This window comes from Trinickia sp. Z7, from assembly GCF_056498045.1.
Genome location: NZ_JAUEQW010000010.1, coordinates 173,527 through 199,441, shown reverse-complemented (window position 1 = coordinate 199,441; position 25,915 = coordinate 173,527). Strand labels below are relative to the sequence as shown.

Genomic DNA, 25,915 nt, shown 5'->3' with positions numbered 1-25,915 from the left:
AATCGGGATCGGGGCTAGCATTCACCGGTATCCGCGTGAATACGTTGACCAGATAAAGAACCGGCGCAGTGGCCAAGGTCATGATCTGCGGCAGCGGATTCATGCCCGCCCGCAGCCCCCGGTCCAAGGAAAACCGCACGGCGGGCGAAGCCGGAAACCAAAACCCTTCCTTTTTGTTCTTGCCGCTGCGCCAGTCATCGTCCCAGTAGTGGTAATACACGCCGCTGCGGCCCACCTCGAACCCAGACGAGAACACTCGCTGCGAAAACACCCCGTCGGCATGCGTATCGGCGCGCTCCTTGTCGCTCAACCCACGCCAGCCGATGCCTTGCACCGTTTCAGCCGAAATGACTTGGTCATGCGGGCAGCAATAGAGCGTGACGCGCCCGTACGTCTGGCCGTTCAACCCACGCGCGGTGCGATCGTCGCCCGCGTTGTAGGCCGCGCCGCCGCTTTCGGACGTGCGCGTGTTCGCCATTTCCTCATCGAGCTTAGCCGCACTCGGCTCATGGGCCGCGCGCTCACGCAAGATCTCGAAGTAAGCCTTCAGCGTCTCGGCGCGTGCCACATAGCTCTCTCGTCCTCGGCGGCCACTCCGATCCTTGATGCCACGCTGCGCCCAAGAATCGGTCCCGATACTGGGCACGAGGCTATAGGGGGGATTGCAGAGCACATACGTATCGGCAACGCACCGGCCACTCGCTCCGAACGGGTCGGTCACCTCGGCAAGCCGCTCGCCGAGGAACGCAGCGGCCATACCGACCATGTTGCCCTGACTGTGGCAAACCACCGTAACCGGTGTGTCGGCCTGCCTTCGGCGAATCGATTCGATCAGCTTGGCGAGGCGCAACGCGGCCAGCACCATGTACCCGCGTGGCGGGCATTGATACACCTTCCGAGCCGGCACGGAGTTCAAGTGCTGCACGGTGATCCAAAGAAAGAGCGTGTCGTTCAGCCCTTCGTGCCACAAGTCGGGAAGGCTCGAGGTGCCATTGGCGAACGGGCCGCCGCCCCAGTAGTTTTGCTCGTTCAGAAAGATGTTCGAACCGTAACGCTTCAATTCGTCTTTATTGGCTTTGTATCCCCAACGGAAGTGGATGACCGGCGAAAAGGATCGTTCCGGCCGGATGTAATTTCCCGACCACATCTTCGGATTGATATACCCGTCCGCCGTCAAGCTCTCGATGTACTGCGCGGGCGAGAGTTGCCCGGCAGCAATGCCCGTATATTTCAGTTGGTCATCTTTGCGGCCAAGCCGCGCGTTCAAACCGCGACACAACCCCTCCTCCGACGCGGAATACCATTCGCCGTCCGAATTCACGCCGTGCACGAAGATGACGATGCCGGGCAACGGCAGTTGCTTCACGCAAATGAGCGGCGTATCCGGATCGAACAACATCACCCCCCGCGTACTGCTCACCAGCACGCGGGGCGTATTCGAAGAATCGGTCATAGGTCGGTTCTCGTTTTGTCACCGGTGGCCGCATCGGGCCCGTAAACAACGGAGTCGCGCGACGACTGCCGCAGCTTGGTCGCGTGGCTCGCCGAACTTGGACGGATAGCGCGCATTCTTTGATACGGCAATGCGCCCAATGAGGCACGCGGCAGGCTGGGGTGGTTCACGATGTGTTCGCTCGCTCACAATGCAAGCGGGTCATTGAACACGTACTCGCTGCGACCGGGCAGAAAGCAAGCGATTTTCAGACGAAGTCTCGCGTCGACGACCCAGACAGCATGTCCGGACATGCAGCGGACAAAACGAAATTTCCGTTTACGTGACAACCAATTAGTAGTCCTGAATAAGCTCACCTTTCGGCATCACGCGACTCAATCGGCATATGCACGTTAGTTAGTAGTCCTGAATAATCTCACCTAAACGAAAACGGCGCCCCATCGGGCGCCGTCTGCGAAACAACGAGAGAGCTAAGGAACGCGGAACCGAAACGCCTCGCTCAGTTCCCTCCGTCCTTCGACAAATTGCTCGCCAATACTTCCGCACGCTCCGCGCGCGCCTCTTCCTGCGACAGACCTTCGATCTGCACGCGCCCGGTGCCCGCATGCTGCAAGCCCAACATCTTCGCCGCGGCATAGGACAAATCGATGATGCGCCCACGCACGTACGGCCCGCGATCGTTGATCTTCACGACGACGGACTTGTGATTCGACGTATTCGTCACCCGCACGTACGAAGCGAGCGGCAGCGTCTTGTGCGCAGCTGTCATCGCATTCATGTCGTAACGCTCGCCGCTGGCCGTTTTCCGGCCCACGAAGCGCCCGCCGTACCACGACGCACGACCCGCCTGCTTGAAGTCGGATACGTCGGGTGCGTTCTCGTCGATAGGCTGTGCATCCGCAAGCGACTTGTCGTGCCCAGCGGGCAGCGCCGATGCGCCCCCAAATGCGACCGGAGCGTTGGCCGCCTGGGCCGCCGCCGGAACAGCGCTTGCGCGACTAGTTTGCGTCGTGGGCTGCACCGCGCAACCCGTAAAGGCGCAGGCGACAAAAAGCATCCCCAGCGATCGACGAAATCGATGTTTCATATGACGTTTAGCCAATCTGTCGAGCCGACGCGCGCGCAATGTTCCACATCGCGGTACGGCTCGGGCGATCAAGCACGACACAGCGCCCACGCTTTGAACGTGAGCAACGGCATGGCACTTGGCTGCGGCCGCTTTCGACCGCATACAGCCCGGTTGGTGTTCACGTCTGGTACAGCTGTCCCCGTCAGCTTGACCAGACCCCACACGCCGCCATCGAACATGGCTACCACGTTCTTGCGCGCTCGAAAGCGCGAGGAACGGCGGCGTAGGCCCACCCAGCGGTACGGCCGATGGCCGCATCAGGCGCGCGGCGCCTGGCTGGGTAAGACGTGTGCGTCGAACTACATCGACACGGAAACGAAGCCGCTAAACCGCGACTTCGGACTTCAATTGACAGCGACCGGCATGAGCTAGTTCAACAAGGGCCGGTATCGCTCATAGAGCAGCGCAGGACTCGCCCGCGCAAAATGCAGTCGCATTATAGCAGGAAATCGAGGCAATCCGGGGCACCGGGCGTCGCCGGTCATTGATTCTCCCTATGGGCGCAATAATGCGCATTGGGAATCCGCCATTCGGCTAGGCGGCACGGCCCCGGGCCGGCTGGTACCATCTTTCTTTTGCTGCCTGGGCGCTCATTCAGATGAAGGTCTTCGTCATCCCCGTCACGCCTTTCCAACAGAACTGCTCGCTGCTCGTCTGCGAAGCCACGCAGCGGGCCGCCATCGTCGATCCGGGAGGCGACCTCGATCTGATCGAGCGCGCCGTCGCCGAGAACGGCGTCACCGTCGAGAAGATCCTGCTCACGCACGGCCACGTCGATCACTGCGCCGGCGCCAAAGCCCTGGCCACTCGCTACGGCGTACCCATCGAAGGCCCGCATCCGGACGAGCGGTTTTGGATCGACCAGTTGCCCGACCAAAGCGTGCGTTTCGGCTTTCCGGCGGCGCAAGCCTTCGAGCCCGACCGCTGGCTGGCCGATGACGACACCGTCAGGTTCGGCGAAGAAACGCTCGACGTCTATCACTGCCCGGGGCATACACCCGGGCACGTCGTGTTCGTGAGCCAAAAACACCGCGTGGCGTTGGTCGGCGATGTGCTCTTCGCCGGTTCCATCGGCCGAACGGATTTTCCGCGCGGCAACCATGCCGATCTCATTCATTCGATTCGGACCAAGCTCTGGCCGCTCGGCGACGACATCACGTTCGTGCCCGGCCACGGCCCCACGTCGACGTTCGGCGCCGAGCGCAGAACCAACCCTTATGTCGCGGATGGAGTAAACGCGTGACCGACGAAATCTATGTCAGCACGGACATCGAGGCCGATGGCCCGATTCCCGGCCCGCATTCGATGCTGAGCTTCGCATCGGCGGCCTATACGGCCGACAAGCAGTTGGTCGCCACGTTCTCGGCCAACCTCGAAACGCTGCCCGGCGCAAAACCGCACCCCGTGCAGGAAGCCTGGTGGAAAACCCAGCCCCAAGCCTGGGCCGCGTGCCGCTCGGATCTGCGCAGCCCCGAGCAAGCCTTGCTCGCCTATGTGGAATGGGTCGAAGCGCTACCGGGCAAGCCCGTGTTCGTCGGTATGCCGGCCGGCTTCGATTTCACCTTCATGTTTTGGTACATGATGCGCTTTACCGGGCGCTGCCCGTTCTCCTGGTCCGCGCTCGATATCAAGACGCTCGCATTCGCGATGACAGGCCTGCCCTATCGCAAATGCATCAAGCCCCGCATGCCGAAACATTGGTTCGACGATCATCCCCACACGCACGTGGCGCTCGATGACGCCATCGAACAAGGCGCGCTGTTCTGCAACATGCTCAAGGACTTGCGCGGCTGGCAGACGGCTTCGGCCGCCGCCGCGGAGGCGCAAGCGCGCAGCGCGGAAGCCGACAGGACGGGCATAGAACAAAACGACGCGGAGAGCCCGCCGAATTAGGGAAAATCCCTCGCAGCTGCGCCGTTAGATTGCCTTTTATTTCTTCCGCCACTAATATCAAGCGAAGTGGCTGTCGGAAAGGGAGGCGCGGATGACACTCGATACGTTTTCGCAGAAAATCCTGCGCCTATTGCAGCTCGATGCGCGGCGCTCCGTGCAGGAAATTTCGGAGCAAGTCGGGCTGTCGAGCACACCGTGCTGGCGGCGCATCAAGGATATGGAGCAGTCGGGCGTCATCCAACGCTATACGGCGCTACTCGATCGCGAAAAGCTCGGGCTGCATGTCTGCGCTCTGGCGCACATCCATCTCACGCGCCATACCGAAGGCGGTGTCGAGCAATTCGAGCGTGAAATCTCCACCTGCCCGGAAGTGACCGAATGCTATAGCACCACGGGCGAGGCCGATTACATCCTCAAGATCGTCGCGCCCGACATCAAAGCCTACGACGCGTTCTTGCATGAACGCATTTTCAAAATCCCTGCCGTCGCTCAAGTCCGCACGAGCGTCGTGCTGCGCGAAATCAAATTCGATACGCAGTTGCCGCTTTGAACCCGCGGCGCCAGCAGTGCCGCAGAGCGTGGCGCTTAGCTCAACGCCGTGTCCGTCGGCATCTGTCTGCCACACGGCGATACGTCGTCCGTTGCGGCGGCTGAGCGAAACACCTGAGCGAGCGGAGCCGCCCCTCCATCTAGGCGTGCCCCGAGGCCCGCGCGGTAGCCGCTGCGAGCTGTCGCTGCACCGTCACGTTGCGCGCACCCAACCGTGATTTGATTTGCGCTAGATCGATGCGTCCGATCAGTTCGCCATCGTGCTCGCGGTCGGCCATGGCATCGGCCGGCAAGGTGATGTCGACGTCGAGCCCCGTGCTCAAATAATGCACATTGAGACCGGCGGCGCGCAGCCCGTGTTTCGCTAGTTCGGCGTCGACGAGCGCCGCAACGGCCACGCGCGTCGGCAGCCGCGCGGGCGGATGAGCGAGCGCGTCGTTCTCCGGGTCGACGTGGATCAGCGCATCGAGCACGCGCTTGTCGGTCATGACCCGCGTGCGCGCCGATTCGGCGATGTAGTGGCCCTCGGACACGGAGATCAGCGGGTCTACCAAGATATGGGCGTCGACTAGCGCGAGATCGCCCATCTTGCGCGTGCGCAGCTCGTGCACGTCGCGCACGCCGGCTGTCGTCATCAGCAACTTCCGGATATCGTCCGTGGCGGTCTCGTCGAGGGCTCGGTCGGATAGATCTTGCAGGGCATCCCAGCCGAATACCCAGCCCATGCGCGCCACCAGGAAACCGACGATCGCGGCCGCGATCGGATCGAGCAGCCGCACACCGAACAAGCTGCCGACGATACCGACCGCCACCACGAGGGAGGAGGCGGCATCGGAGCGCGCGTGCCAGGCGTTCGCGATCAACATGGCCGAGCGCACGCGCTGGGCTTGACGCAGCATGTACCGAAACAGCGCTTCCTTGAATACGAGAACGAGGACCGCCACGACCAGCGCGCTGACGTGCACGGCCGGTATGTTGTCCATATTCGCCAACCGCGTGCCGGCGCGCCAAAGCATGCCGACCCCCACGGTGACGAGCAGCGCGCCGAGAAAGAGCGAAGCCACGGTCTCATAGCGGCGATGCCCGTAGTTGTGATCGGCATCGGGCTTTTCGGCGCTGGCTCGGTTCGCGACGAGGACGATGAAATCGGAAATCAGATCCGCAAGCGAATGGACGCCGTCGGCAATCAACGCCTGAGAATGGGCGAAAACACCGATCGCGACCTGCAAGGTCATCAGCACGAGGTTCAGCGCCACGCTGACAAAAGTGCTTTTACGCGCGACAGCGTGCTTCTCAACAGATTCGAATTCGGCGGTATGGGGATGCATCGGAGAGGATCGGCAAAAGCGCGTGGTTTACGCCGATTCTACCAAGCGCTGGCGGGCAGCGCAGTGAAGACCCAAGCCTTTTTTCTTTCAAATCAGCGTGTTATGAGAACGCGACCCATTCTTATTCCAACTCGCGTCCGCAGCAGGGAGTCGCGGCAAAGCGGATGGGGCGCCTTCGCGAATAGGGATACATTAGACGAATAAAAACCGCGAAACCTGGGGGTTACGCGGTTCTTTTTTTGCTGTGCAAACAATCGCGCCGGCGCATAGACGCCGACTTCAATCCGAACAGCCTATTGCCGATGAGTTACTTAATCAGGAACTGCTCGCGATCTTGGCCGGCAATCCAGCGGGGCGGCTTGCCGCGGCCCGACCACGTGCTGCCGCTCGCGGGATCGCGATACTTGGGAGCAACACCGGCGCGGGCACGACCAGCCTTGCCGAGCTTGCCACGGCCACCGCCGAGTTCGGCGAGCGTAATGCCATAGTCGGCCATTTTCTGTTTGATCTCGTTCAGCACTTCGGCGTATTCCTTCGCCTTGGCTTCTTCGATCTGCTTCTCCAGCTTCTCTCGTTGAGCGAGAAGTTCCTTGTAAGAAGACATACGTTCCCTTGTGGTTTCGATAAATGGCGCCGATCTCCTGCCGGGTATTGCCATCTGAATGCGTGGTGCCTCGGATATTTCGGGAGCGAGATTAGCACAAAAGACGCGCAAACGAAAAGCCCGAAAAGACCATCATTCGAAAAAGGTTCTCATTGATTTGTTTCGCTCATTGACCCGTGGCCGCCCACATCTCGATTTACCCAATGCACGTGTCATCTCATATTTTTAGTCGATGGCGACTATTACGGAAGCCGGCTCTCAATCGGTGAAACGGATATCCCATAAATCGAGGAAAGTTTTCATGAAATGAAAGGATGCTGCACCAGGCCGGGCGCGGGCGCGTACGCGGATTGCCGGTGCGGCAAATGTCGTCGTTTTCCCTATCAGGAAAATCCGACAGCTATTCGGCGTGGTCGGCCGCACACTTTGCCAGTGCTCGCTCCAGTTCAGCCATATCGGTTTTCGCACGATCGAAGGCATAGCGCACCCGCACGCCATCCACCTTTAAATCGGCGCCGTATCGGTCCACGCCCGCCACTTGGACCAACGTCGAACGGCTAATGCGCCGCTCGACGAATTCGATCAGTGTGGTTTCGTCTTCGTCGCTCAACGGCGCTAACGGGTCCAGTTCTTCCGCATTGAGCCAACCCATCGCACCGAATCCGCCGATGTATCGCATTCGCTCGATTTCGAGCACGCGAAACGAAAAATCGCCGAGCGCGAGATAGCGTTCCGCCTCGGGGTGATACCGCAAGTACCGCCGCACGAGCGGCGGCTCGAGTGCGCACGGGGCGCATCGACCGAGCAACGTCAGGCGCTCCCCATCGAGCACGTCGTCATCAGCCGAGTCGACGACGAGAAAGCCCGCCCGCGGGTCGGCTTCCAAGTTGCGCGCATGCTCGGCCAAGCGGCTGACGAGCACCACCGGGCGGTGCCGTGCATCGGGCACGAAAGGCAGCGCCGTCGGATAAGGGAACCCCAGCGGATCGCGAGAATGCGTGGCCAAAGCGCCCGTGGGCCTGCGGTGCAATAAATGTAGCGGCGCGTGTGCGGAAATATGCATGATTCGGGTCCGGTTGGTCTCTGTGCGCTCGGCCTGGCAGCGAGGAGCGAAGGCCTCCGATAGAATCGGGTGCTTGCAATCATCTTAGCGTTAGCGGGCGCCATCCGCTTCACCGGCCTGCGCACGTTCTCGCCCTTTTTAGCTCAACGCGCTCCGCCCGTGTCGCAAACCACTTCGTCGCAATCGTGCCCTCTTCCCGCCGCTCACCGCGAGCGCGCGCGCTACGCGACGATGGCGCTGTTTTTTATCGCGGGCATGGCTTACGCCTCGTGGGGCGTGCATGTCCCCACCGTGCGAGACAAGTTCCACCTGGATCCTGCCGCGCTTTCGCTCGCCTTGTTCGTTCTGACCGGAGGCTCGATCGCGGCCACCCTCACCAATGCGAAGTGGATCGCACGCGTCGGCACCCGACGCGCGTGTCTCGTCGGCGGCCTCGTCATGTGCGTCGGTATGGCGCTGATTCTGGTCGCGCCCACGTATGCGGTTCTGCTGCCCGTGCTCGCCGCGTTCGGCGCGGGCATGGCGACCATGGACGTGGCGATGAACGCAGAGGCCAGCGCGGTGGAGCAAGCGCTCGGGCGCCCCATCATGTCCTCGCTGCATGGCATGTTCAGCATCGGCGGCATGATCGGCGCGGGGGCTGGGGGCCTCGCCCTGGCGCACGGCATGGCAAGCGCGCTGCATATGCTGCTCGCCGCCCTCGTCAGCGTCGCCGTGCTCGCAATCGCCTGCCCGGCCGTGCTGCCGCATGCCCCGCCTGCCGACAGCCATCACGGCCATGCGCGCTCGAGCCGCTGGCGCTCGCCCGTGCTTTGGGCGCTCGGGGCCGTCGCGCTGATCGCGTTGGTCGCCGAAGGCGCCATGTACGACTGGGCGGCCGTCTATATGCGCGACGTCGTTCGATCGACGCCAGCCTTCGCCAGTGCCGGGTATGCGGCGTTCACGGGCGCGATGGCCGCCGGGCGGTTCGCGGGCGATGCCGTGCGCGCGCGCGTGGGGGCCGTGCAACTCGTGCTGGCCAGTGCGTCGCTGGCCTGCGCCGGCATGGTCGGCGCCCTCGTGCTGCCGTTTTCCGTCACCGCCCTGATCGGCTTCGCGATGATGGGCCTCGGGCTCGCGAATATGATGCCGGTGCTGTTCGCCGCCGCCATGCGCGTCAAAGGCATTCACGCGGCCGAAGGGCTCGCGCACGTGGCAAGCATCGCCTATGTCGGCTTGTTGTTCGGGCCGGTCCTGATCGGCGGCGTCGCTCAAGCCACCAATCTCTCCATCGGCCTCTCGGTCGTGGCGTTGTGTGCCGCCCTCGTCGCCGTCATCGGGCCACGCGTCCTCAGACGGCTTGGCGTTTGAGCACCGCCGCGCTCTCGTAGCAAGGCGGCGCCTCCAGACCGGGCGATGGGGGTAGGGGAGCGCCAAATCCCGCAAAACATTAAAAAAGGGCGCGCACGCCATTGCGTACGCGCCCTTCTTTTTTCGTCGAGGAAGGCCGGCCACCGCGCGGCCCACCCTCCTCGAAGGCTTCGACCGGAGCCGGTCGATTACATCGCCACTTCGTTGAGCAACGTCTTCTTGCCGTCCTTGTAGTGATACAGCGAGATCACGCCGTGCTTCAAGTCGCCGTGCGCGTCGAACGTCGTCTCGCCGATCACACCCTTGTAATCGGTCGAAGGCATCGCGGCCAGGATCTTCGCCGGATCCGTCGATTGCGCACGCTTCATCGCGTCGACGATGATGTACACGGCGTCATACGTGAACGGCGCGTAGATCTGGATCGGCACGCCGAAACGAGCCTTGAACTTGGCTTGGAACTCTTCGCCGGCCTTGCCCATCTTCTCGAGCGAGCGGCCTGCTTCCGAGCACACGACGTTCTCCGTCGCGTCGCCGGCGAGCGTCGCCAACTGGTCGGTACACACGCCGTCACCCGCCAGGATCTTGGCCTTGATGCCGAGCTGGCGCGCTTGCTTCGCGAACGGGCCACCCGTGGCGTCCATGCCGCCGTACATGATCGCGTCGGGGTTCTCACCCTTGATCTTCGTCAGAATCGCGCGGAAGTCGGTAGCCTTGTCGTTCGTCGCGTCGTGCGAAAGCACCGTCATGCCGAGCGCCTTCGCCTTCTTTTCGAATTCGTTCGCCAAGCCTTGGCCGTAAGCGGTCGCATCGTCCACCACGGCAACCTTCTTCAGCTTGAGCTGATCAGCTGCGTAGTTTGCGAGAGCCGGGCCTTGCTGCGCGTCGGTCGCCACGACGCGGAACGTCGTCTTGAAGCCTTGCAGCGTGTATTGCGGGTTCGTTGCCGACGGCGAGATCTGCACGATGCCGGCATCGCTGTAGATCTTCGAAGCCGGGATCGAGGTACCGGAGTTCAAGTGGCCAACCACGGCGACGACCTTGTCGTCGACGAGCTTCTGCGCAACTTGCGTGGCCTGGCGCGGGTCGGCCGCGTCGTCTTGCGCGTCCAGTTCCAGCGTGACCTTCTGGCCGCCGATCGTCAGGCCCTTCTTGTTGATTTCTTCCACGGCCAGACGTGCGCCGTTTTCGTTGTCCTTGCCGAGGTGAGCGATTTGGCCCGTCAGCGGCGCGACGTGACCGATCTTGACGACTTGGTCTGCCACGGCGCTCGTTGCCATCGTCGCGAACAACATTGCAGCCGCGCTGATCGGCAACAGCTTTTGCATCTTGATATTCATGTAAGTCTCCGGTTTCGGTCCCAAAAACGACGTGATCGCCCTATTCCCCGCCTTCCTCTTGTCAGTGTCGAAGGGAGGCAATTACGCCGGATGCATCGTCATGCACTTGGTCTGACACGCTAGCCGACCTGTTTGTGACAAGCCGCGCCTTCGTGCTGCGCGCAAGTGTAGGGCAACAAATTAAAGTTGGGGACTTTTTTGAGAAAGTGGGAAGACTACTAATAGCGCCCATCGCAAAATAGGCCCGACGAAAGCGAGGCTGCCGCCTCGAAACTCAATATGCATGCCGGTTTTGGAGTGGCGATCACGCCCGCGGCGCATGCCCCGAAGGGCCCGCCGATACGGGCGAAATCGTTCCAACGTATTGATCGGGATCAAAAAATACGCCCAGCACGACATAGAAACGTCATTCACCATGGCCAGTGGATAGACTGTTTATTCCACTGTGGGGCGATCGCGAAACTTGCCGCTAAAGCGATTCCCGATTCGGCAGCGAGCGCGTCGACCTGTTCATCGGCGCCGAGCGCTCGCCGTCGGCCGACCGGCTGCATGCTCGTCGCAAGCGCGAAACGACCGCGCCCCTTGGCAGCTCGCCGCGCGGCGACTCGCGCGCCGATCGCCCGATCGTCTGCGCAAGCCGCGCTCTGCGCGCGAACCGATTCGGTGCCAAACTGGCGAGCCCAACGACTGCGAGAGGAGGTTGCCCGTGAGCGTGACGACTCGATGGATCGAAATCGACGCCGGCGGCGGCGAACGCTACGACGGCTATTTGGCATTGCCGCGGGCCGGCAAGGGTCCTGGCGTCATCATCGTGCAAGAGATTTTCGGCGTGAATGCGCATATCCGGTCTGTCGCCGAACAATATGCGCTCGCGGGCTATGTGGCGCTCGCGCCCGACCTGTTCTGGCGCGACGAGCGGCGCGTGGAATTGGGCTACGAAGGCGCGGACCGCGACAAGGCGTTGGCGCTGCTAAAGCGCATCGACGCCGACCGGAGCGCCGCCGACCTCGGAGCCGCTGCCGCCACGCTGCGCGCGCTGCCCGAAACCAGCGGCAAGATCGCAGCAGTGGGTTTTTGCTTCGGCGGACAATTGGCGTATCTGATGGCCGCGCGCGGCAGCGTCGACGCAGCCGTCGCCTATTACGGCGGCGGCATTCAAAACAAATTGGACGAAGCCGATCAGCTTCGCGTGCCGATGCTGTTTCATTACGCTGAGCACGACTCGTCGATTCCGCAAACGGCCGTGGCTCAAGTCAAAGCGCGCCTCGCAGGACACGCGGGCGTGCAATTCTTCGACTATCCGGGCGTCGGTCACGGCTTCAACTGCTCGGATCGCACCGCCTACGATCAGCATGCCTCCGCGCTTGCGCACGGGCGCACGCTGTCGTTTCTTTCGTCGGTGCTGTGAAGGGATCGAAGCTAGGAATCGAGGGGTTTCGAAAGGCGCGGCGGTTCGTAGAGAGGCGCAAGCCGCGCCGTGTCGTTTGGAGCCCGGATTACGCCTTCTTCGAATAGGCGTTGCACCAGCCCTTGCCGGCCACTTGCTTGCCGCCGAACATCGGGCACGGCGCAAATGCGTCGGTCGGTTTGCCTTGGAAGAACTGGCAGTTGCTGCATTCCTGCCCGGCCGCGTACTTCGCGAATTTCGCTTTGTCTACCTTGGTTGCATCCATCTTGTAGCCGAGCGCTTTCGCGGTCGCGTCGTCTTCGGAGACTTTCGGCGCGTCGGCGGCCAATGCCTGGCGTGAAGCCAGCGCGAGCGCGGAAGCGGCGCCCAGGGACGTGATCAGAAACGTGCGACGGGACGATTTCATGGGGACTCTCCTATTTATGGGGCGGGCTTATCGCCGCTCTGCGGCGGCAGTGGGCAAGCATAGCAACGAAGTGCGCGCTGCGCACTCCGCGTTCGTCCTATGTCGCGGATAACTGCGTCAGCGTGTCGCACTCACGCCATCACCGCTGCGTGCCTCGCGTTTCGATGATGATGGTTCGTGACTCTCTACGCGGCCTCTTCTCGCGCGCTGCGTTTGCGAGCGGACGCTTACGCGCGGCCTACGAGTTCGCATACGCGCTGGGCGATGGCGAGCGAAGCCGTCAGACCCGGCGATTCGATGCCGAACAAATTGACGAGGCCGCGCACGCCGTGCGCAGCGGGGCCCTGAATCACGAAATCCGCAGCGGGCTCGCCCGGCCCCGACAGCTTCGGACGAATCCCGGCGTAGGCGGGCTGCAACGCGTCGTCGGGCAGCGCGGGCCAGTACTCGCGAATGGCCGAATAGAAGGCTTCGGCCCGACGCGGATCGACGTCGTAGTTGATCGTATCGACCCATTCGACGTCGGGGCCGAAGCGCGCCTGTCCGCCCAGGTCTAGCGTCAGATGAACGCCTAGCCCCGCTTCGTTCGGCATCGGATAGATGAGCCGCGAGAACGGCGCGCGCCCCGAAATGCTGAAATAGCTGCCGCGCGCCATGTAGAGCGGGGGCACGTGCCGGGCATCGAGACCCTGAATCTTGCGCGCCAGCGCGTTCGCGTGCAGCCCCGCGCTATTGATCACGCAAGCGGCAGACAGCGTGGTAGGGGATTGACCACCGACCGTCACGACGAAGCGGCCTGCCCGCGCTTGAACCGATTCGACCGGCGAATGGAAAGCGCACACGCCGCCGCTGCGCTCGGCGTCGCCTTGCAAGGCGAGCAGCAGTTGATGGCTGTCGACGATGCCCGTTTGCGGCGAGAATACGGCGGCCTCGCACTGCAAGGCCGGTTCGAGTTCCTGAGCGTCGGCGCCGCTCAAGCGCATCAAATCGAGCACGCCGTTTTCCTTGCCGCGCGCTTCGATCGCCGCGAGCTGCGGCAATTGATTGCGAGCCGTCGCAACGAGCAGCTTGCCGCAGCGCTGGTGCGGCACGCCGCGCGCCGCGCAATAGTCGTAGAGCATTTCACGGCCGCGCACGCACAATGTCGCCTTCAGCGAGCCGCGTGGGTAGTACAGCCCCGCGTGGATGACCTCGCTGTTACGCGAACTCGTGCCGGTGCCGATCGCTTCGGTCGCTTCGAGCACGATCACCTCGCGCCCGCGTTCGGCCAGCGCGCGTGCCACCGCGAGACCGACCACGCCAGCGCCGATCACTACACATTCGATCTCATCCATGTTTGTCGTCGCGGCCCGTTCGGCCGCGCTTCTCCATGCGCGTGCTACATCGGTGGGACTTCGTCGCGAGCGCGCTCATGGCGCCTGGACCGCCCAGTCTCGCATCGCGCGGCGCGCATCAAGCGGCGCGGCGTCGACACCTGAGGCCCATTGTACGACGCGCCGCGCAAGCGACGCCGATTGCGCCGGCCCGGACCGTGCGCTAAGGGCCGCAGCGCCGTCAAAACCCGATGGGGCGGCGGCGCGCGCCGCGTTCGGGGCGGATGTCGTCGGCACGCACGACGTCGCGGCCATCGACACGAGCCGTGCCGAACGCATGCAAAATTGCGCGGCGCATGTCGCGCGGCGAGGCGCGCGAAAGGGCCTCGAGCGCATCCTCGCCGAGCTTGGCCGGAAAGCGCTGCCCCCAGTTATGCGCGCTGCGCACCTCCTCGTAGATCGTCTGCGCGATGCGGCGCGCGCCGTCGCGATCGGGTGGGGCGATCTCGTAGATGCTCATCCGACTGAGAATGGGGGCGGGGATGGTGCGCTCGTCGTTGGCCGTCGCGATCCAGATGACCTGGCCCGCGTTGATCGGCACTTCGGCGAATTCGTCGATGAAGGTTTGCGCGGTCTCGTGCTCGAGCAGCGCATAGAGCGCACCGAGCGGATCGTATTGCGAATCGCCGCTCGCCTTGTCGATTTCGTCCACGACGATGACAGGGTTCGCATAACTGCCGTTGACGAGCGTTTCGAAGACTTTGCCGGGTTTGGCGTTCTTCCATTGCGAGGAGGCGCCCGAGAGAATCCAGCCCGCAGTGAGCGAGCTCATCGCCACGTACTGGTGCGAGGTGCCGAGCAGACGCGCGAGCGCCTTGGCAAAGTGCGTCTTGCCGATGCCCGGATCGCCGAGCAAGAGGATCGGCATTAGTTCGAGCCTGTCCTCGGTTTCGATGCACAGGGCGACTTGCCGGCGCACGTCTTCGAGAGGATCGGCGAAGTTGGGTAGCGCGTCGATCAACGCATCGATCGCGGGCATTCGGTTCGGCTTCACGCAAAAGCGCAAGTTGCCGATCTTGAGCATTTTCTCGTAGGTCGCGCGCAACGCCTCGCTCGCGCCTTCGCCCAAGTCGCTCAACGCAGCCTCGATCCGGTCCAGATCGTAGACTTTGCTGAACGACGCCACTGCAATTTCCTGCTTCACCATGGCTGTCGTCATCGCTCACCTCATATGCAGCCGAGCGCGCCCCGCCGATTGCTGGTGTCCTGCCTGCGTCCGGCCTTGGGGCGGCGCATCGTTCGCTTCATCGTCGTTTCAGTGTACTCAAGCAAGTTCCATGCGAAAAGCCAGCAGCGCCGCCCGCGTGCTGCTAACACGCTCCGCCACGGTCGCCGGGTCGTGCAAGCCGCCATGCGCGAGCACGCTACCCGCCGTGGGCCGGGGCCGTCGTTAGGCGTAAGATGGGCGCTTGTCGTCCCGCACCGCGTCATTGGTCTGCGGTAAGGAGAGAAGTTCGATGAGACGTGTCCCCCGCATCGCGGCCCGCTTCGGCGGTGCAACGGCCGGTGTCATCGGCGTTGCCACGGCGCTCGCGCTAATCGGCGCGTTGTGCGCAGGCGGCGCGACGGCAGCGGGCGAGACGGCGCCTCGACCGAGCGCCGCCGGGGCTTCGGACGCCGCGACGGGCGAGGACAATCCGCCTGTCGTACAGTGGCGGCTCGAAGTCGTGCGCGACGGGCAAACGATCGATACGTTCGAGGCGGCCACCACGCTCGGCCAGGGCTTTAGCGCCACCCATCACCACGAAGTCACGCACCGCGTCGGCTGCAAGGAGAACCCCGGCGGCGGCATCGATCTTGCGCGCACGATCTCCATCTCCCCGGTCGCTGCCGACGTGAGCGGCGTCACGCTCTCGATCGAGGCGAACGAGACGATCGAAGACGATACGGCCCCATCCACGCCCGAAGGCTGCGCGCTGCCGCCCCAACCCCGGCGCGTGAGCGCGAGCCATCCCGGCTTGCTCATCCCCATCGGCCAGTGGGCGGCGTGGACGCTGATCGATAAGAATCCGACGCTCGTGTACCGCGTGCGTGCGAGCGTCACGTCTCATTAACGGTTGGAAGAAGCGGAAGCGATGCGGCATGCGAAACCCGGAAGAACTCATGCACATAGGTGAGGCAGCCCCACAGAAGAAGGAGTTCGTCGCTGTCAGTTGGAATCTGCACAAGGGCCGTTCCCCGCTGGGCTTCACCGCGTGGAAGGCGATGCAGCGCTGGGTCGAATCGACGCAGGCCGACGTCTACTTCCTGCAAGAGGCGATGGCGCGGCGCATGCCTGGCCCCGTGCTCGCGACGAGCTTCGGCGCGCCCGTGCACGAGCCGCTCGCCGACGTCTGGGAGTGCCAAGCGACCGAGATCGCCCATGCGCTGGACCTCGAGATCGCCCTCGGGCCGAATGTGTTCAAGCCTTCATGGCGCCACGGCAATGCCATTCTGTCGCCCCATCCGCTGGATCTGGGCGGGCGTTGGGATATTTCCGCGCACCGGTTCGAAAAGCGCGGGCTGCTCGTCGCCCGCGCGGCGTTCGCAGGCCAATCGGTGACGCTGCTGTGCGCGCATCTCGCGCTCACGCGCTCCGCGCGGCTGCGGCAAATGCATTGGATCGCTCATTGGATAGCCCGAGAGGCCCCCACCGGGCCGCTCGTGCTCGCAGGCGACTTCAACGACTGGCGCAACGATTCGGTGCCGCTATTCGGCGAACATGGCCTGGTCGAGGTCGCGACGCTGCTCGGCCAGCCTGCGCGCACGTTCCCTGCATTCTCGCCGGCGCTCGCGCTCGACAAAATGTTCGTGCGCGGCATGCGTCCGGTCGCGTGCGTGCAACCTACGCAGAATACGGCTTGGCTGTCCGACCACCTGCCCTATATCGCGCGGCTCGAATTGAGCCATTGAGACAAAGTGCGCGCCGCTTGCGCTAGATTAGCGGTTTGGAAGCTCGTTTTGCTTTTTCCGAACCGGCTCTTTTCTGGCGTCCGCTACGATGCATTACATACCGATCCTGCTGCAAATCGCCGTCATCTATCTCGTCGCGGCGGCCAGCCCGGGGCCGAATTTCTTCATGGTCACGCAGCTTTCGCTCGCGGGCCGGCGCGGGCTGGGGGCAGCCTCCGCGCTCGGCGTCTGCACGGCGTCGATGCTTTGGGTCACCCTTGCCATGCTCGGGCTCGCCGCCGTATTGCAGCGGCTCGAATGGCTCTACACGGGCGTGCGGATCGCCGGCGCGCTCTATCTCGTCTATTTCGGCTTGAAGCTGCTGCGCTCGAGCGCACGCGCCAATGCAACGCCGCACGTCGCGCCAGAGGCAGCGCCGCTCGCCCACGATGCGGCCGCTTGGCTGCGCGCCTATCGCTCCGGCTTCCTCACCTGCGCCACCAATCCGAAATCGTGCGCTTTCTGGACGAGCGTGTTCGCGGCCATGTTTCCCGCGCAGCCGCCTTTTTGGTTCTACGGCGCGGTGTTCGCCACGATCGGTTCGCTTTCGGCTACTTGGTACTGCGGCGTCGCCTTCATGTTCGCGACCGAGCGCACCCAGCGCGGCTACCGCAAGCTGCGGCGGCCGATTGACGCACTGTGCGGCGCCGCGCTCGTCGGACTCGGCGCAAAACTGGTCGCCGAACGGTGAATGGCCCCACGCGGGAAGGCGCTCAGCGGCGCTGTGCGTACCGCTGGGCGGCGACGCCGCGCCCAAGCACCCCCTTGCCGCGGTTATATGGGCATGCCGAATCGACATAGAACCCTCCCCCACGAGCGTGCGGCAGGCGCGTTAAAATAGCGACCTTTCGCGTCTTGCGACGCATCGCGACAGCTCTTCGCGCGCCCCGCCCTGCCACGCCGGCCGGAGCGCTCGTGCGCCGAGCGCTTTGGTGCCCACCTCTTCGCACTTTCACCGTAGCCATGAGCAATCTGAACCCGCAAACCGTCCTTTCCGTCCACCACTGGACCGACACGCTCTTTAGCTTCACCTGCACGCGCGATTCGTCGTTTCGATTCGAAAACGGCCAATTCACGATGGTGGGACTGGAAGTCGACGGCAAGCCGCTGATCCGCGCCTACAGCATGGCAAGCGCCAATTACGAGGAAAACCTCGAGTTTTTGAGCATCAAGGTGCCCGACGGTCCGCTCACCTCGCGACTGCAACACTTGAAGGTCGGCGACCAAGTGCTGATCGGCAAGAAGCCCACGGGCACGCTGATGGCCGACAACCTGCTCCCGGGCAAGACGCTCTGGCTGCTCTCGACCGGCACCGGCCTCGCGCCGTTCATGTCGATCATCAAGGATCCGGGCGTATACGACCGCTACGAAAAGGTCGTGTTGACGCACACCTGCCGCTTCGTCGATGAGCTGGCTTACAAGGAATACATCACCGAGCATCTGCCAGCCCACGAGGACATCGGCGAAATCGTGCGCGAAAAGCTCGTTTACTATCCGACCGTCACGCGCGAGACGTTCCAAAATCGCGGACGGATCACCGAACTCATCGATACGAAGAAGCTGTTCGAAGACTTGGACGTGCCGCCATTCTCGGTCGAGAACGATCGCGTCATGCTCTGCGGCAGCCCCCACATGCTGCGCGACACGCGCGAACTGCTCGACAGCCTCGGCTTCAAGGAAGGCAGCAATAACGAACCGGGGCACTACGTGGTCGAGAAGGCGTTCGTCGGCTAACGGACCCCGGCGGGCCGCCCATCGTCGCGGACAGCCGTACCGCGCGGCGCGGCCGCTCGCAGCGCGAGGCATAGTCTCAGCTGTCCGTGTCACGTGTCACGTGTCACGTGTCACGTGTCACGTGTCACGCCTCACTCAAAGAAACCGGAGCCTGCACTCCGGTTTTTCTTTTTCGCGATCGACCGACTCCCGCACGCTTGTTACAAGTCGATGCGCGCCGCCGCCATTTCTTCGTAGGAAATTTTCCTACAAGACCAAAACCTCCAGGCTGTCAATCAGGGCATGTTGACGCATGGAAACGGTTGCCGCGTCTGTATTTTTCCTCATTTTGGGATATTATCCGCCCCAATGAAGGGTCGAATGAAAACGTTCTTTCTCGGTCCTCCCTGTTACCAGATGTAAATTGCGTTACCTGCCGCGTCCGCTTTTCCGACGCGATGACGTGAAAATTCGAGATAGTCTCTTCGCGATGAATCAACGTCTGGCTCCTGCCGCTCGGCAACATGAAACCTTGGACCTGCCGCCGTTGGTCGCGCTGGCCCCCGAAGCGGGCGCGAGCAACGACGATCCGCGTTTGCGCGAGTTGGCGGCCGAACTGGCCCAAACGCGCGAATCCATCAAGCGCCATCTCGCACGCGAAATCCATGACGGACTTGGCGCGGAACTCACCGCGGCGCGGTTCGCGCTCGCCAACGTCGAGCATGCGCTGACGGCCGCGCAGGACGTCGCCGCTGCTGCCGCCGCGCTGGCTCTCGCCCGGCGATCGATCGAGGCCGCCTGCGAAGCGGGGCGACGCTTGGTGCATGATCTGCACGCACCCAGCGTCGAGGGCGGCATCGTCGCCGCGCTCGCGCAGTGGACCCGCGAATTTGCCGCGCGCACGGGACTCGCGACGAGCTTCGTCTGCGCCGCCGACGTGCGCCTCGCGCAACTGCCCCCGGACGCGGCCCTCGCCGTCATGCGGGTGGCGCAGGAAGCATTGAACAACGTCGCGAAGCATGCGAAGGCATCGCGTGCGGACGTTCGCATCCAAACGGACGCGAAACGCTTGACGCTGATCGTCGAGGACGACGGCCGCGGCATGCCGCCGCGCGCGCGTCGCGCCGGGGCCCCGAGTTCCGCCGGTGCGCGAGGGTTCGGCTTGCCCGGCATGCGCGCCCGCTGCGAAGCGTTCGGCGGGGCGCTGCGCATCGCCTCGCGGCTGCGCGATGAATCGCCGGCGGCGCCATGGCACGGCGCGTGGCCCGCAACCGGCCCGGCGGGCGCGGCTCAGCCGGGCACCACCGTGCGCGCGCATTTCGTGTGGGCGGCGATGGCGCACGACGCCATGGATGACACCCGCCACCGCTCGACCCGCGTCACACGCGCGAGGCAACGCCGATGACGCTCAGGATGTTGCTCGTCGACGATCATGCCATCGTCCGGCAGGGCGTTCGCCAGTTATTGCTCAATCATGGGGTGGTTCGCGAGGTCGTGGAAGCGGAAAGCGGGGCGCAAGCGCTGGCGAGCTTGGACGGCGAGCCGTTCGACATCGTCCTGCTCGACATCTCGCTGCCCGATATGAACGGCATCGAACTGCTCAAGCGTGTCAAACGCCGGGCGCCTAGCGCGCCCGTCATGATGTTTTCGATGTACCGAGAGGATCAGTACGCCGTGCGCTCGCTCAAAGCCGGTGCGGCCGGGTACTTGTCCAAGACGGTCACGGCCACGCAAATGATCGAGGCGATTCGCCAAGTGGCTGGGGGACGCAAATACGTCAGCCCGGCGCTGGCCGAAGCGTTGGCCGATTACGTCTCGTTCGACAGCGACCAGTTGCCGCATGAAAAGCTGTCCGACCGCGAATATCAAACGTTGTGCATGTTGGCGTCGGGCAAGCGGCTGACCGACATCGCACATGCGCTCTCGCTTTCGGTGAAAACCGTCAGCGTCTACCGCGCCCGCTTGCTCGAGAAGATGAAGCTGCGCAACAACGCAGAACTCACGTTCTATGTGATGAGCAACCGTCTCGTGGATCTGAATCCCGCGATGACGGGCTAAAGCGCACGCTAGGCCCACCGCGATGACGGGGGCACGCCGCGCCGTTGAGACATTTCTGATTCCTTACACCACAGCGGGCTTCGAAGGCCGTATCGGCTAGAATCTAGGGTTTTTCCGTACGTAAAATCGCACCAGTTCGGTGCGTCCGTCACGAGACCCTCGCCCCATGTCCCTATTTCGCAAGAAAAACGTCGAGCAGATGATCGCCAGTGCCGAGCGCACGGGCCTGAAAAAAGCGCTCGGCGCCCTCGATCTCACCTTTCTTGGCATCGGCGCCATCATCGGCACCGGGATTTTCGTTCTGACCGGCACGGGCGCCGTGCAGGCGGGTCCGGCGTTGATGATCGCATTCGTGATCGCTGCCGTGGCGTGCGCGCTGGCGGGCCTCGCCTATGCTGAATTCGCATCGACGATTCCGGTCGCCGGTTCGATCTACACCTACTCGTACGCAACGCTCGGCGAGATGGCGGCCTGGATCATCGGCTGGGATTTGATGCTCGAATACGGGCTGGCCACCTCGGCTGTCGCGGTGGGCTGGTCGGGCTACCTGCAATCGTTGCTCGCGGGCATGGGGCTGAACCTGCCGATGGCGTTGACGGCCGCTCCCGGCGCAGTCGCGGGGGCCACGACGCTGTTCAATTTGCCGGCTTTCCTCGTGGTGATGGCCATCACCACGCTGCTATCGGTGGGCGTGCGGGAGTCGACGCGCGTCAATAACGCGATGGTCGCCATCAAGGTCGCGGTCGTGCTAGCCGTGATCGCGGTCGGCGTATTCCATGTCAAGCCCGTCAATTGGCATCCGTTCATGCCGAACGGCTGGCACGGCGTGTTCGGCGCGGCCGCCGTGATGTTCTTCGCGTTCATCGGCTTCGATTCGGTTTCGTCGGCCGCCGAGGAGGTCAAAGATCCGAAGCGCGATCTGCCGATCGGCATCATCGCCTCGCTGGCGGTCTGCGCCGTGCTCTATGTGGCGGTCGCCGCGGTCGTGACCGGCATCGTGCCCTCGCCCCGTTTCGCGGAAATCTCTCACCCGGTGTCGTACGCATTGCAAGTGGCCGGGCAAAACTGGGTGGCCGGTTTCATCGACCTGGGCGCCGTGCTGGGCATGCTGACCGTCATTCTCGTCATGAGCTACGGCCAAACGCGGATCATCTTCGCGATGTCGCGCGACGGTTTGCTCCCCCGAGCGCTCTCGCGCGTGCATCCGCGTTTCGCCACGCCGTTTACGACTACGTGGATCGTCGGCATCTTTTTCGGTCTCATCGGCGCGCTCGTGCCGCTGAACGTGCTGGCCGAACTGATCAACATCGGCACGCTCGCCGCCTTCTCGATGGTGTCGATCGCCGTGCTCGTTCTGCGCCGCACCCACCCCAACCTGCCGCGCGCATTCCGCTGCCCTGGCGTGCCCGTCGTGCCGCTTGCCGCCGTGGCTGCCTGCGTTTTCCTCATGGCCAACCTGCAGTGGATTACGTGGATGGCATTCCTCGCTTGGCTCGCGATCGGGCTCGTCGTCTACTTCGGCTACTCGCGCCGGCATTCGCTGCTCGCCCGCGACAGGCACTGAGCCGAGCGCCGTTGCGCCCTGGGAAAGGGTGTATCGGCGCCGGGCGCGCAAACCCTACGGCATCGCCGGCTTCGGCCGCGATGCCGTTTTTTTTTGCACGCGCCTTGCTAGCACCTGTTCGCGCTGATTCGATTCCCGGCTCGTGAACGGGCCAAAGATCTCTCGTCGACATGAAACGAGAGGAACTCACTGCCTTTGCAGAGTACATAATGAAAGATCCGACGCCGCGGGCGCTCCGAAGCGCGTGGGCATCGGTCCATCCCTCTAACAGGAGGAGTAATGCGAATGGAATTGACGGAAAGCTACACGCTGCCGGTGCCGCCACAGCGGGCTTGGGAAGCACTCACCGATGCCGCGATTCTGCGGGCGTCGATTCCCGGGTGCGAAGACATTCAGGCCGACGGTGAAAACGGCTTTTTCCTGGCCATGAACTTCGCCGCCGAGGGAGTCGCGGCGCGTTTTAAAGGGCGCATTCGCGTGGCGGAGGTGGGCGGACCGCAATCGCGCACGCTGGTGTTCGAGCTCGATGCGCCCGCGGGTGCCGCCAACGGGGGCGCCGCAGGCGCTCGATTGCGGCTCGAAGCGGACGGCGATGCATCGAGCACCCTGCTTTATACGGCGCGCTCGCAAGCACTGCACGTCGACGGCAACAGTCCCGCACACGCGGCCGTGCGCAAAGTGGCCGACGAATTCTTCAAGCGTTTCGCGGCGCACATCACGGCCCGCGATTTAGGGTTGCCTAACGACGCGCCGCAGCCGGCCGAGCCGTCGTTGCAACATGCAGCGGTCCTCGAGTCCGCGCCTTCCGGTAAAGGGGGGAAATCGTGGAAGGCATGGACCTCGAGGTCCTGAAGACGAGCAGGCGCTGGCTGGCCGACGGCGAGCGCCTCGTGCTGGCCACGATGGTGCGCACCTGGGGCTCGTCGCCCAGGCCCACCGGCGCCATGGCGGCAATTCGCTGCGACGGCCTGCTCATCGGGTCGGTTTCGGGCGGATGCATCGAGGACGATCTGATCGAGCGCGCTCGCCGCGACCAGATCGACCTTTCACGGCCGAGCGTTGCGCGCTACGGCGTGGCGGCGGACGAGGCGCACCGGTTCGGCCTGCCATGCGGCGGCACGCTGGAGCTCGTGCTCGAACCGTTGACGCAAGCGAGCGGCATCGACGCTGAGCCGGGGCGCGCTGGTCTCGCGCACGCTCGACATGAGCACGGGCGCCGCGCGGCTTGCGCCGGCCGCCGCCGGGGATGGCGTTCGATTCGACGGCGAAAAGTTGGTAGCGATCCACGCGAAGAGTACACCACCGAGTGGCGCGTGCCCGGTGCCGAACTCGTGCGCACGATGCCCGACGACGCCGTGGTGCAAATGAGTCCTGACGGCCGCTCGGCCATCATCGCGCGGACACACGATCCGAAACTCGACGATCTCGCCTTGATCGAAGCGCTAAGAACGCCGGCGTTCTATGTCGGCGCGCTCGGCTCCCGACGTAACGACGCGGCACGGCGGGAAAGGCTGCGGGAATTCGACTTGAGCGACGCCGACCTGGCGCGGCTGCACGGCCCGATAGGCATCGATATCGGCAGCCGCACGCCTGCTGAAATCGCGATTTCGATTCCGGCCGAACTGACTGCGGCAAAAAACGGGGTCCCGTTGCCTACGACGCGGCAGGTGAAAGGGGCAATGGCTGTAAGGGAACGCGCTGACTGTGAGGCATAGGGCGTTTGGCGAGTCTCAATTTCCCACACCCTTTCGCGCGACGCTCGCGGTCGCCCGCAGGGTCTTTCTGCGCGTCAGGACGGTAGCCGAGGATAGCCGTGGCTACCGGCCAGCGGCGCTTCGGTCTGCCCCGTAGTCAACGGCGCTTCCGCCGACACACTTTCGCCGTCAGCTCCTTCATCCGCGACTCCGCTCTCCAGCCGATACAACCATGCCAGCAGTTCGGCCACGGCCTGGTAAAGCTCGGGGGGAATGCGCGAATCCAGATCGACCTGCATCAACAGCGACACCATTTCCGGGGCCCGATGGACGTAAAGCCCGGCTTCTTGCGCTCGCTGAATGATCATGTCCGCAACGAGCCCATAACCCTTCGCAATCACGCGCGGGGCATTGTCGCCGCTCTTCGCGTCGTATGCGAGCGCGGCCGCGCTCTTGCGTCGCTCGCGCCGGCTCATGACCCGCTCCATTCGAACGGGTCGTCGAACAAGCGATCGATCGGCGAAGCGACAGCGCCGCGCTTGGCCGCGGCATCGGCCGAGCCGCCGCGCGCGCCCGCACCCGGTGCGCCCTCGCGGACTTCGACATCCGAAACGTCATCCGGCGTCTCGCGCGCCTGTGCCTCCGCCGCGGCCCGCGCGTAGGCCGAGGTCGCCGTCGAAGCGCTGCCTGCCGCCGCCGGTGCGGCGCCACCGATCTCTCGAATCTGCAGCCCCGTCAGCTCGATCCCCGCCGCCTGCAGCCGGCGCCCGAACGCAGCCCCGCCTGATGAAAGCCGCGCCGCCCCGCCCGGGCTGGCTTGCACCCGCACGACGAGCTGCGCGCCCGTCAACACGAGGTCCGCATCGACGGTGCCAAGCGTCGGCAACGCGAGCGTCACTCGGGTTCGCCAGGTTTGCTGCGGCTCGCCGTCGGGCGTATCGCCCGAGCGGGGTTGGCGCTCGCGCTCGGGCTCGATCGTCCAGTCGAGCTTCGCGCCGGGCCACACTTCGCCGGTCCACCGAAATTGCTGGGTGGCGAGCAAATCGAGTTGTTGGCGCACGAGCGGAATCGTCGCCGGGTGCAGCGAAGCGGCGATCGAAGCGCGCAGGTCGGGGGCAAGACCTGCCGAGCGCGCACCGCCCAAGCTTGTGTCGTCCGTTGCCCCAGCCGACACGCCGCGCCAAACATGATCGCCGGCGCCGCCGTTCTGATACGGAGCACTGCCCGCCTGGGCCCTCGCGCCGAACGCGGGCAACGACAACTGCGGCGGCAAAGCGTGCAGCGCCCAGCCCGCGGCGGCCGGATCGCCGGCGCTCGGGCCTGCTCCGGCCCAAGCCGCGGCGGGTGCGCCCTGAGAATCCGCCGTCGCATCGCCCCAATCGAGCGGCAGTTGTAGCGCCTCGGCGGCTAGGTGCGTTTGCGGCTCGCGCGCGAGGGCTTCGGCCGAATAGCCGCCGCTCAGCCACTGGGCCAAGTGCGATTCGTAGAACAACCCCGATTCATTGACCGTCTGCTCGAGCGCCGCCGCGAGAGCGTCGACAGGCATCGCCGTCGCCGCCGCGCCCACGCCGGCCGCGCCGGTAGCCGCGCCCGTCTGACCGGAGGCAGGCGCGAAAGGAGAAGAGGAAGCGAAGGCGGAAGATGCCGAGGAAGCTGCACCGCGGTCGGGCGAGGCGGCGGCGCCGGCCGTGGCCTGGCTTTCTTTTGCCGCGGATGTATCGATCGCGGGCGGCGCGGGCCAGATCGGCGCCTCGCCGATGAGGGCCGGCGTGGCCTCGCCGCCGAAACGGGAGATGGCGTCCAAGGTCAGCGCGACCTCGGAGAGGATCGCTTGCGCGGAAGCGGGCGGGGGCGTGTCGGCGAGCGCGGCGGCCCCGTCCGGTGAAACGGGCGTATCGACCGTGAGCCCGGTCGCGCCGGACTGAGCGGGACTCGCGCGGGAACCCGCGCCGACGCTATCGAGCAGGCTGTCGATGCGGCTCGCGAGCATCGAAGCGAGGGCAGAGTCGATTCCAGTCATGCCGCATCCTTGCGCCGTCGTTCGGATCTGCCTTCGTTACGC

Annotated in this window: 24 protein-coding genes and 1 pseudogene; 14 read left to right on the top strand and 11 right to left on the bottom strand. The window is 64.2% G+C overall.

Annotated features, from left to right (window positions below):
* Together QQS38_RS18235 and QQS38_RS18230 are read right to left on the bottom strand one after the other, a co-directional pair.
* A partial coding sequence (locus QQS38_RS18235) for a T6SS effector phospholipase Tle3 domain-containing protein (RefSeq protein ID WP_479646757.1) occupies window positions 1-1,453 on the bottom strand: 1,453 nt, incomplete at its 3' end.
* Window positions 1,454-1,952: 499 nt separating this feature from the next.
* The gene (locus QQS38_RS18230; RefSeq protein ID WP_479646756.1) at window positions 1,953-2,540 is read right to left on the bottom strand and encodes a septal ring lytic transglycosylase RlpA family protein; all 588 of its coding nucleotides are present in this window, start codon (window positions 2,538-2,540) and stop codon (window positions 1,953-1,955) included.
* Window positions 2,541-3,180: 640 nt separating this feature from the next.
* On the opposite strand from QQS38_RS18230, the gene QQS38_RS18225 reads away from it, so the two are divergent.
* From QQS38_RS18225 to QQS38_RS18215, 3 genes are all read left to right on the top strand, one after another.
* Window positions 3,181-3,825, top strand: coding sequence for an MBL fold metallo-hydrolase (locus tag QQS38_RS18225; protein WP_479646755.1), 645 nt, complete (start codon window positions 3,181-3,183; stop codon window positions 3,823-3,825).
* Window positions 3,822-4,475, top strand: coding sequence for a 3'-5' exonuclease family protein (locus QQS38_RS18220; protein WP_479646754.1), 654 nt, complete (start codon window positions 3,822-3,824; stop codon window positions 4,473-4,475). The genes QQS38_RS18225 and QQS38_RS18220 overlap by 4 nt, the downstream gene beginning before the upstream one ends.
* A 91-nt stretch (window positions 4,476-4,566) precedes the next feature.
* The gene (locus QQS38_RS18215) at window positions 4,567-5,025 is read left to right on the top strand and encodes an Lrp/AsnC family transcriptional regulator (RefSeq protein WP_277431609.1); all 459 of its coding nucleotides are present in this window, start codon (window positions 4,567-4,569) and stop codon (window positions 5,023-5,025) included.
* A gap of 139 nt (window positions 5,026-5,164) precedes the next feature.
* Here QQS38_RS18215 and QQS38_RS18210 read toward each other — a convergent pair whose 3' ends face one another.
* The 3 genes from QQS38_RS18210 to QQS38_RS18200 form a co-directional block, all read right to left on the bottom strand.
* Window positions 5,165-6,352, bottom strand: coding sequence for a cation diffusion facilitator family transporter (locus tag QQS38_RS18210; protein WP_479646753.1), 1,188 nt, complete (start codon window positions 6,350-6,352; stop codon window positions 5,165-5,167).
* Window positions 6,353-6,659: 307 nt separating this feature from the next.
* Entirely contained in the window at window positions 6,660-6,956 is a 297-nt protein-coding gene (locus tag QQS38_RS18205; protein ID WP_277431607.1) for an H-NS histone family protein, read from the bottom strand.
* Between the two features lie 400 nt (window positions 6,957-7,356).
* Window positions 7,357-8,019, bottom strand: a complete 663-nt coding sequence (locus QQS38_RS18200) for a HugZ family pyridoxamine 5'-phosphate oxidase (RefSeq protein ID WP_479646752.1) — start codon at window positions 8,017-8,019, stop codon at window positions 7,357-7,359.
* A 159-nt stretch (window positions 8,020-8,178) separates the two neighbouring features.
* On the opposite strand from QQS38_RS18200, the gene QQS38_RS18195 reads away from it, so the two are divergent.
* On the top strand, window positions 8,179-9,369 hold the full coding sequence (locus QQS38_RS18195; RefSeq protein ID WP_479646751.1) for an MFS transporter: 1,191 nt from the start codon (window positions 8,179-8,181) through the stop codon (window positions 9,367-9,369).
* 188 nt (window positions 9,370-9,557) lie between these two features.
* Here the strand turns inward: QQS38_RS18195 and QQS38_RS18190 are convergent, their stop codons facing one another.
* Window positions 9,558-10,706, bottom strand: coding sequence for a branched-chain amino acid ABC transporter substrate-binding protein (locus tag QQS38_RS18190; RefSeq protein WP_479646750.1), 1,149 nt, complete (start codon window positions 10,704-10,706; stop codon window positions 9,558-9,560).
* A gap of 712 nt (window positions 10,707-11,418) precedes the next feature.
* On the opposite strand from QQS38_RS18190, the gene QQS38_RS18185 reads away from it, so the two are divergent.
* Window positions 11,419-12,114 carry a dienelactone hydrolase family protein gene (locus QQS38_RS18185; protein ID WP_479646761.1) on the top strand — a complete coding sequence of 232 codons (696 nt, stop codon included), beginning with the start codon at window positions 11,419-11,421 and terminating at the stop codon, window positions 12,112-12,114.
* Between the two features lie 88 nt (window positions 12,115-12,202).
* On the opposite strand, the gene QQS38_RS18180 is transcribed toward QQS38_RS18185, so the two are convergent.
* The 3 genes from QQS38_RS18180 to QQS38_RS18170 all read right to left on the bottom strand — a co-directional run bounded on the left by QQS38_RS18180 (window position 12,203) and on the right by QQS38_RS18170 (window position 15,052).
* Entirely contained in the window at window positions 12,203-12,520 is a 318-nt protein-coding gene (locus tag QQS38_RS18180) for a high-potential iron-sulfur protein (protein WP_479646749.1), read from the bottom strand.
* A gap of 227 nt (window positions 12,521-12,747) precedes the next feature.
* Window positions 12,748-13,854: an NAD(P)/FAD-dependent oxidoreductase gene (locus QQS38_RS18175; protein WP_479646748.1), complete on the bottom strand. Its 1,107-nt coding sequence runs from the start codon at window positions 13,852-13,854 to the stop codon at window positions 12,748-12,750.
* A gap of 220 nt (window positions 13,855-14,074) precedes the next feature.
* Window positions 14,075-15,052, bottom strand: a complete 978-nt coding sequence (locus QQS38_RS18170; RefSeq protein ID WP_479646747.1) for an AAA family ATPase — start codon at window positions 15,050-15,052, stop codon at window positions 14,075-14,077.
* A gap of 298 nt (window positions 15,053-15,350) precedes the next feature.
* Between QQS38_RS18170 and QQS38_RS18165 the strand changes: the two genes are divergently transcribed.
* The 9 genes and pseudogenes from QQS38_RS18165 to QQS38_RS18125 all read left to right on the top strand — a co-directional run bounded on the left by QQS38_RS18165 (window position 15,351) and on the right by QQS38_RS18125 (window position 23,874).
* Entirely contained in the window at window positions 15,351-15,947 is a 597-nt protein-coding gene (locus QQS38_RS18165) for a hypothetical protein (RefSeq protein ID WP_479646746.1), read from the top strand.
* Window positions 15,948-15,975: 28 nt separating this feature from the next.
* Entirely contained in the window at window positions 15,976-16,785 is an 810-nt protein-coding gene (locus tag QQS38_RS18160) for an endonuclease/exonuclease/phosphatase family protein (protein ID WP_479646745.1), read from the top strand.
* An 88-nt stretch (window positions 16,786-16,873) separates the two neighbouring features.
* Entirely contained in the window at window positions 16,874-17,515 is a 642-nt protein-coding gene (locus tag QQS38_RS18155) for a LysE family translocator (protein ID WP_479646744.1), read from the top strand.
* A 272-nt stretch (window positions 17,516-17,787) separates the two neighbouring features.
* Entirely contained in the window at window positions 17,788-18,558 is a 771-nt protein-coding gene (locus QQS38_RS18150) for a ferredoxin--NADP reductase (protein WP_479646743.1), read from the top strand.
* A gap of 469 nt (window positions 18,559-19,027) precedes the next feature.
* Window positions 19,028-19,942 carry a sensor histidine kinase gene (locus QQS38_RS18145; protein ID WP_479646742.1) on the top strand — a complete coding sequence of 305 codons (915 nt, stop codon included), beginning with the start codon at window positions 19,028-19,030 and terminating at the stop codon, window positions 19,940-19,942.
* Window positions 19,939-20,595: a response regulator transcription factor RqpR gene (gene rqpR / locus QQS38_RS18140; protein ID WP_479646741.1), complete on the top strand. Its 657-nt coding sequence runs from the start codon at window positions 19,939-19,941 to the stop codon at window positions 20,593-20,595. The genes QQS38_RS18145 and rqpR overlap by 4 nt, the downstream gene beginning before the upstream one ends.
* A gap of 166 nt (window positions 20,596-20,761) precedes the next feature.
* Window positions 20,762-22,159, top strand: coding sequence for an amino acid permease (locus QQS38_RS18135; protein ID WP_479646740.1), 1,398 nt, complete (start codon window positions 20,762-20,764; stop codon window positions 22,157-22,159).
* Window positions 22,160-22,444: 285 nt separating this feature from the next.
* Window positions 22,445-23,011, top strand: coding sequence for a CoxG family protein (locus tag QQS38_RS18130; RefSeq protein WP_479646739.1), 567 nt, complete (start codon window positions 22,445-22,447; stop codon window positions 23,009-23,011).
* Window positions 22,984-23,874, top strand: a pseudogene (locus QQS38_RS18125) (XdhC family protein). The gene QQS38_RS18130 and the pseudogene QQS38_RS18125 overlap by 28 nt, the downstream one beginning before the upstream one ends.
* 74 nt (window positions 23,875-23,948) lie before the next feature.
* Here the strand turns inward: QQS38_RS18125 and QQS38_RS18120 are convergent.
* Both QQS38_RS18120 and fliK read right to left on the bottom strand, forming a co-directional pair.
* Entirely contained in the window at window positions 23,949-24,329 is a 381-nt protein-coding gene (locus tag QQS38_RS18120; RefSeq protein ID WP_479646738.1) for an EscU/YscU/HrcU family type III secretion system export apparatus switch protein, read from the bottom strand.
* Window positions 24,326-25,873 (bottom strand): flagellar hook-length control protein FliK, encoded by a 1,548-nt coding sequence (gene fliK / locus QQS38_RS18115; protein WP_479646737.1) that lies wholly within the window; start codon window positions 25,871-25,873, stop codon window positions 24,326-24,328. The genes QQS38_RS18120 and fliK overlap by 4 nt, the downstream gene beginning before the upstream one ends.
* Window positions 25,874-25,915 lie beyond the last annotated feature (42 nt).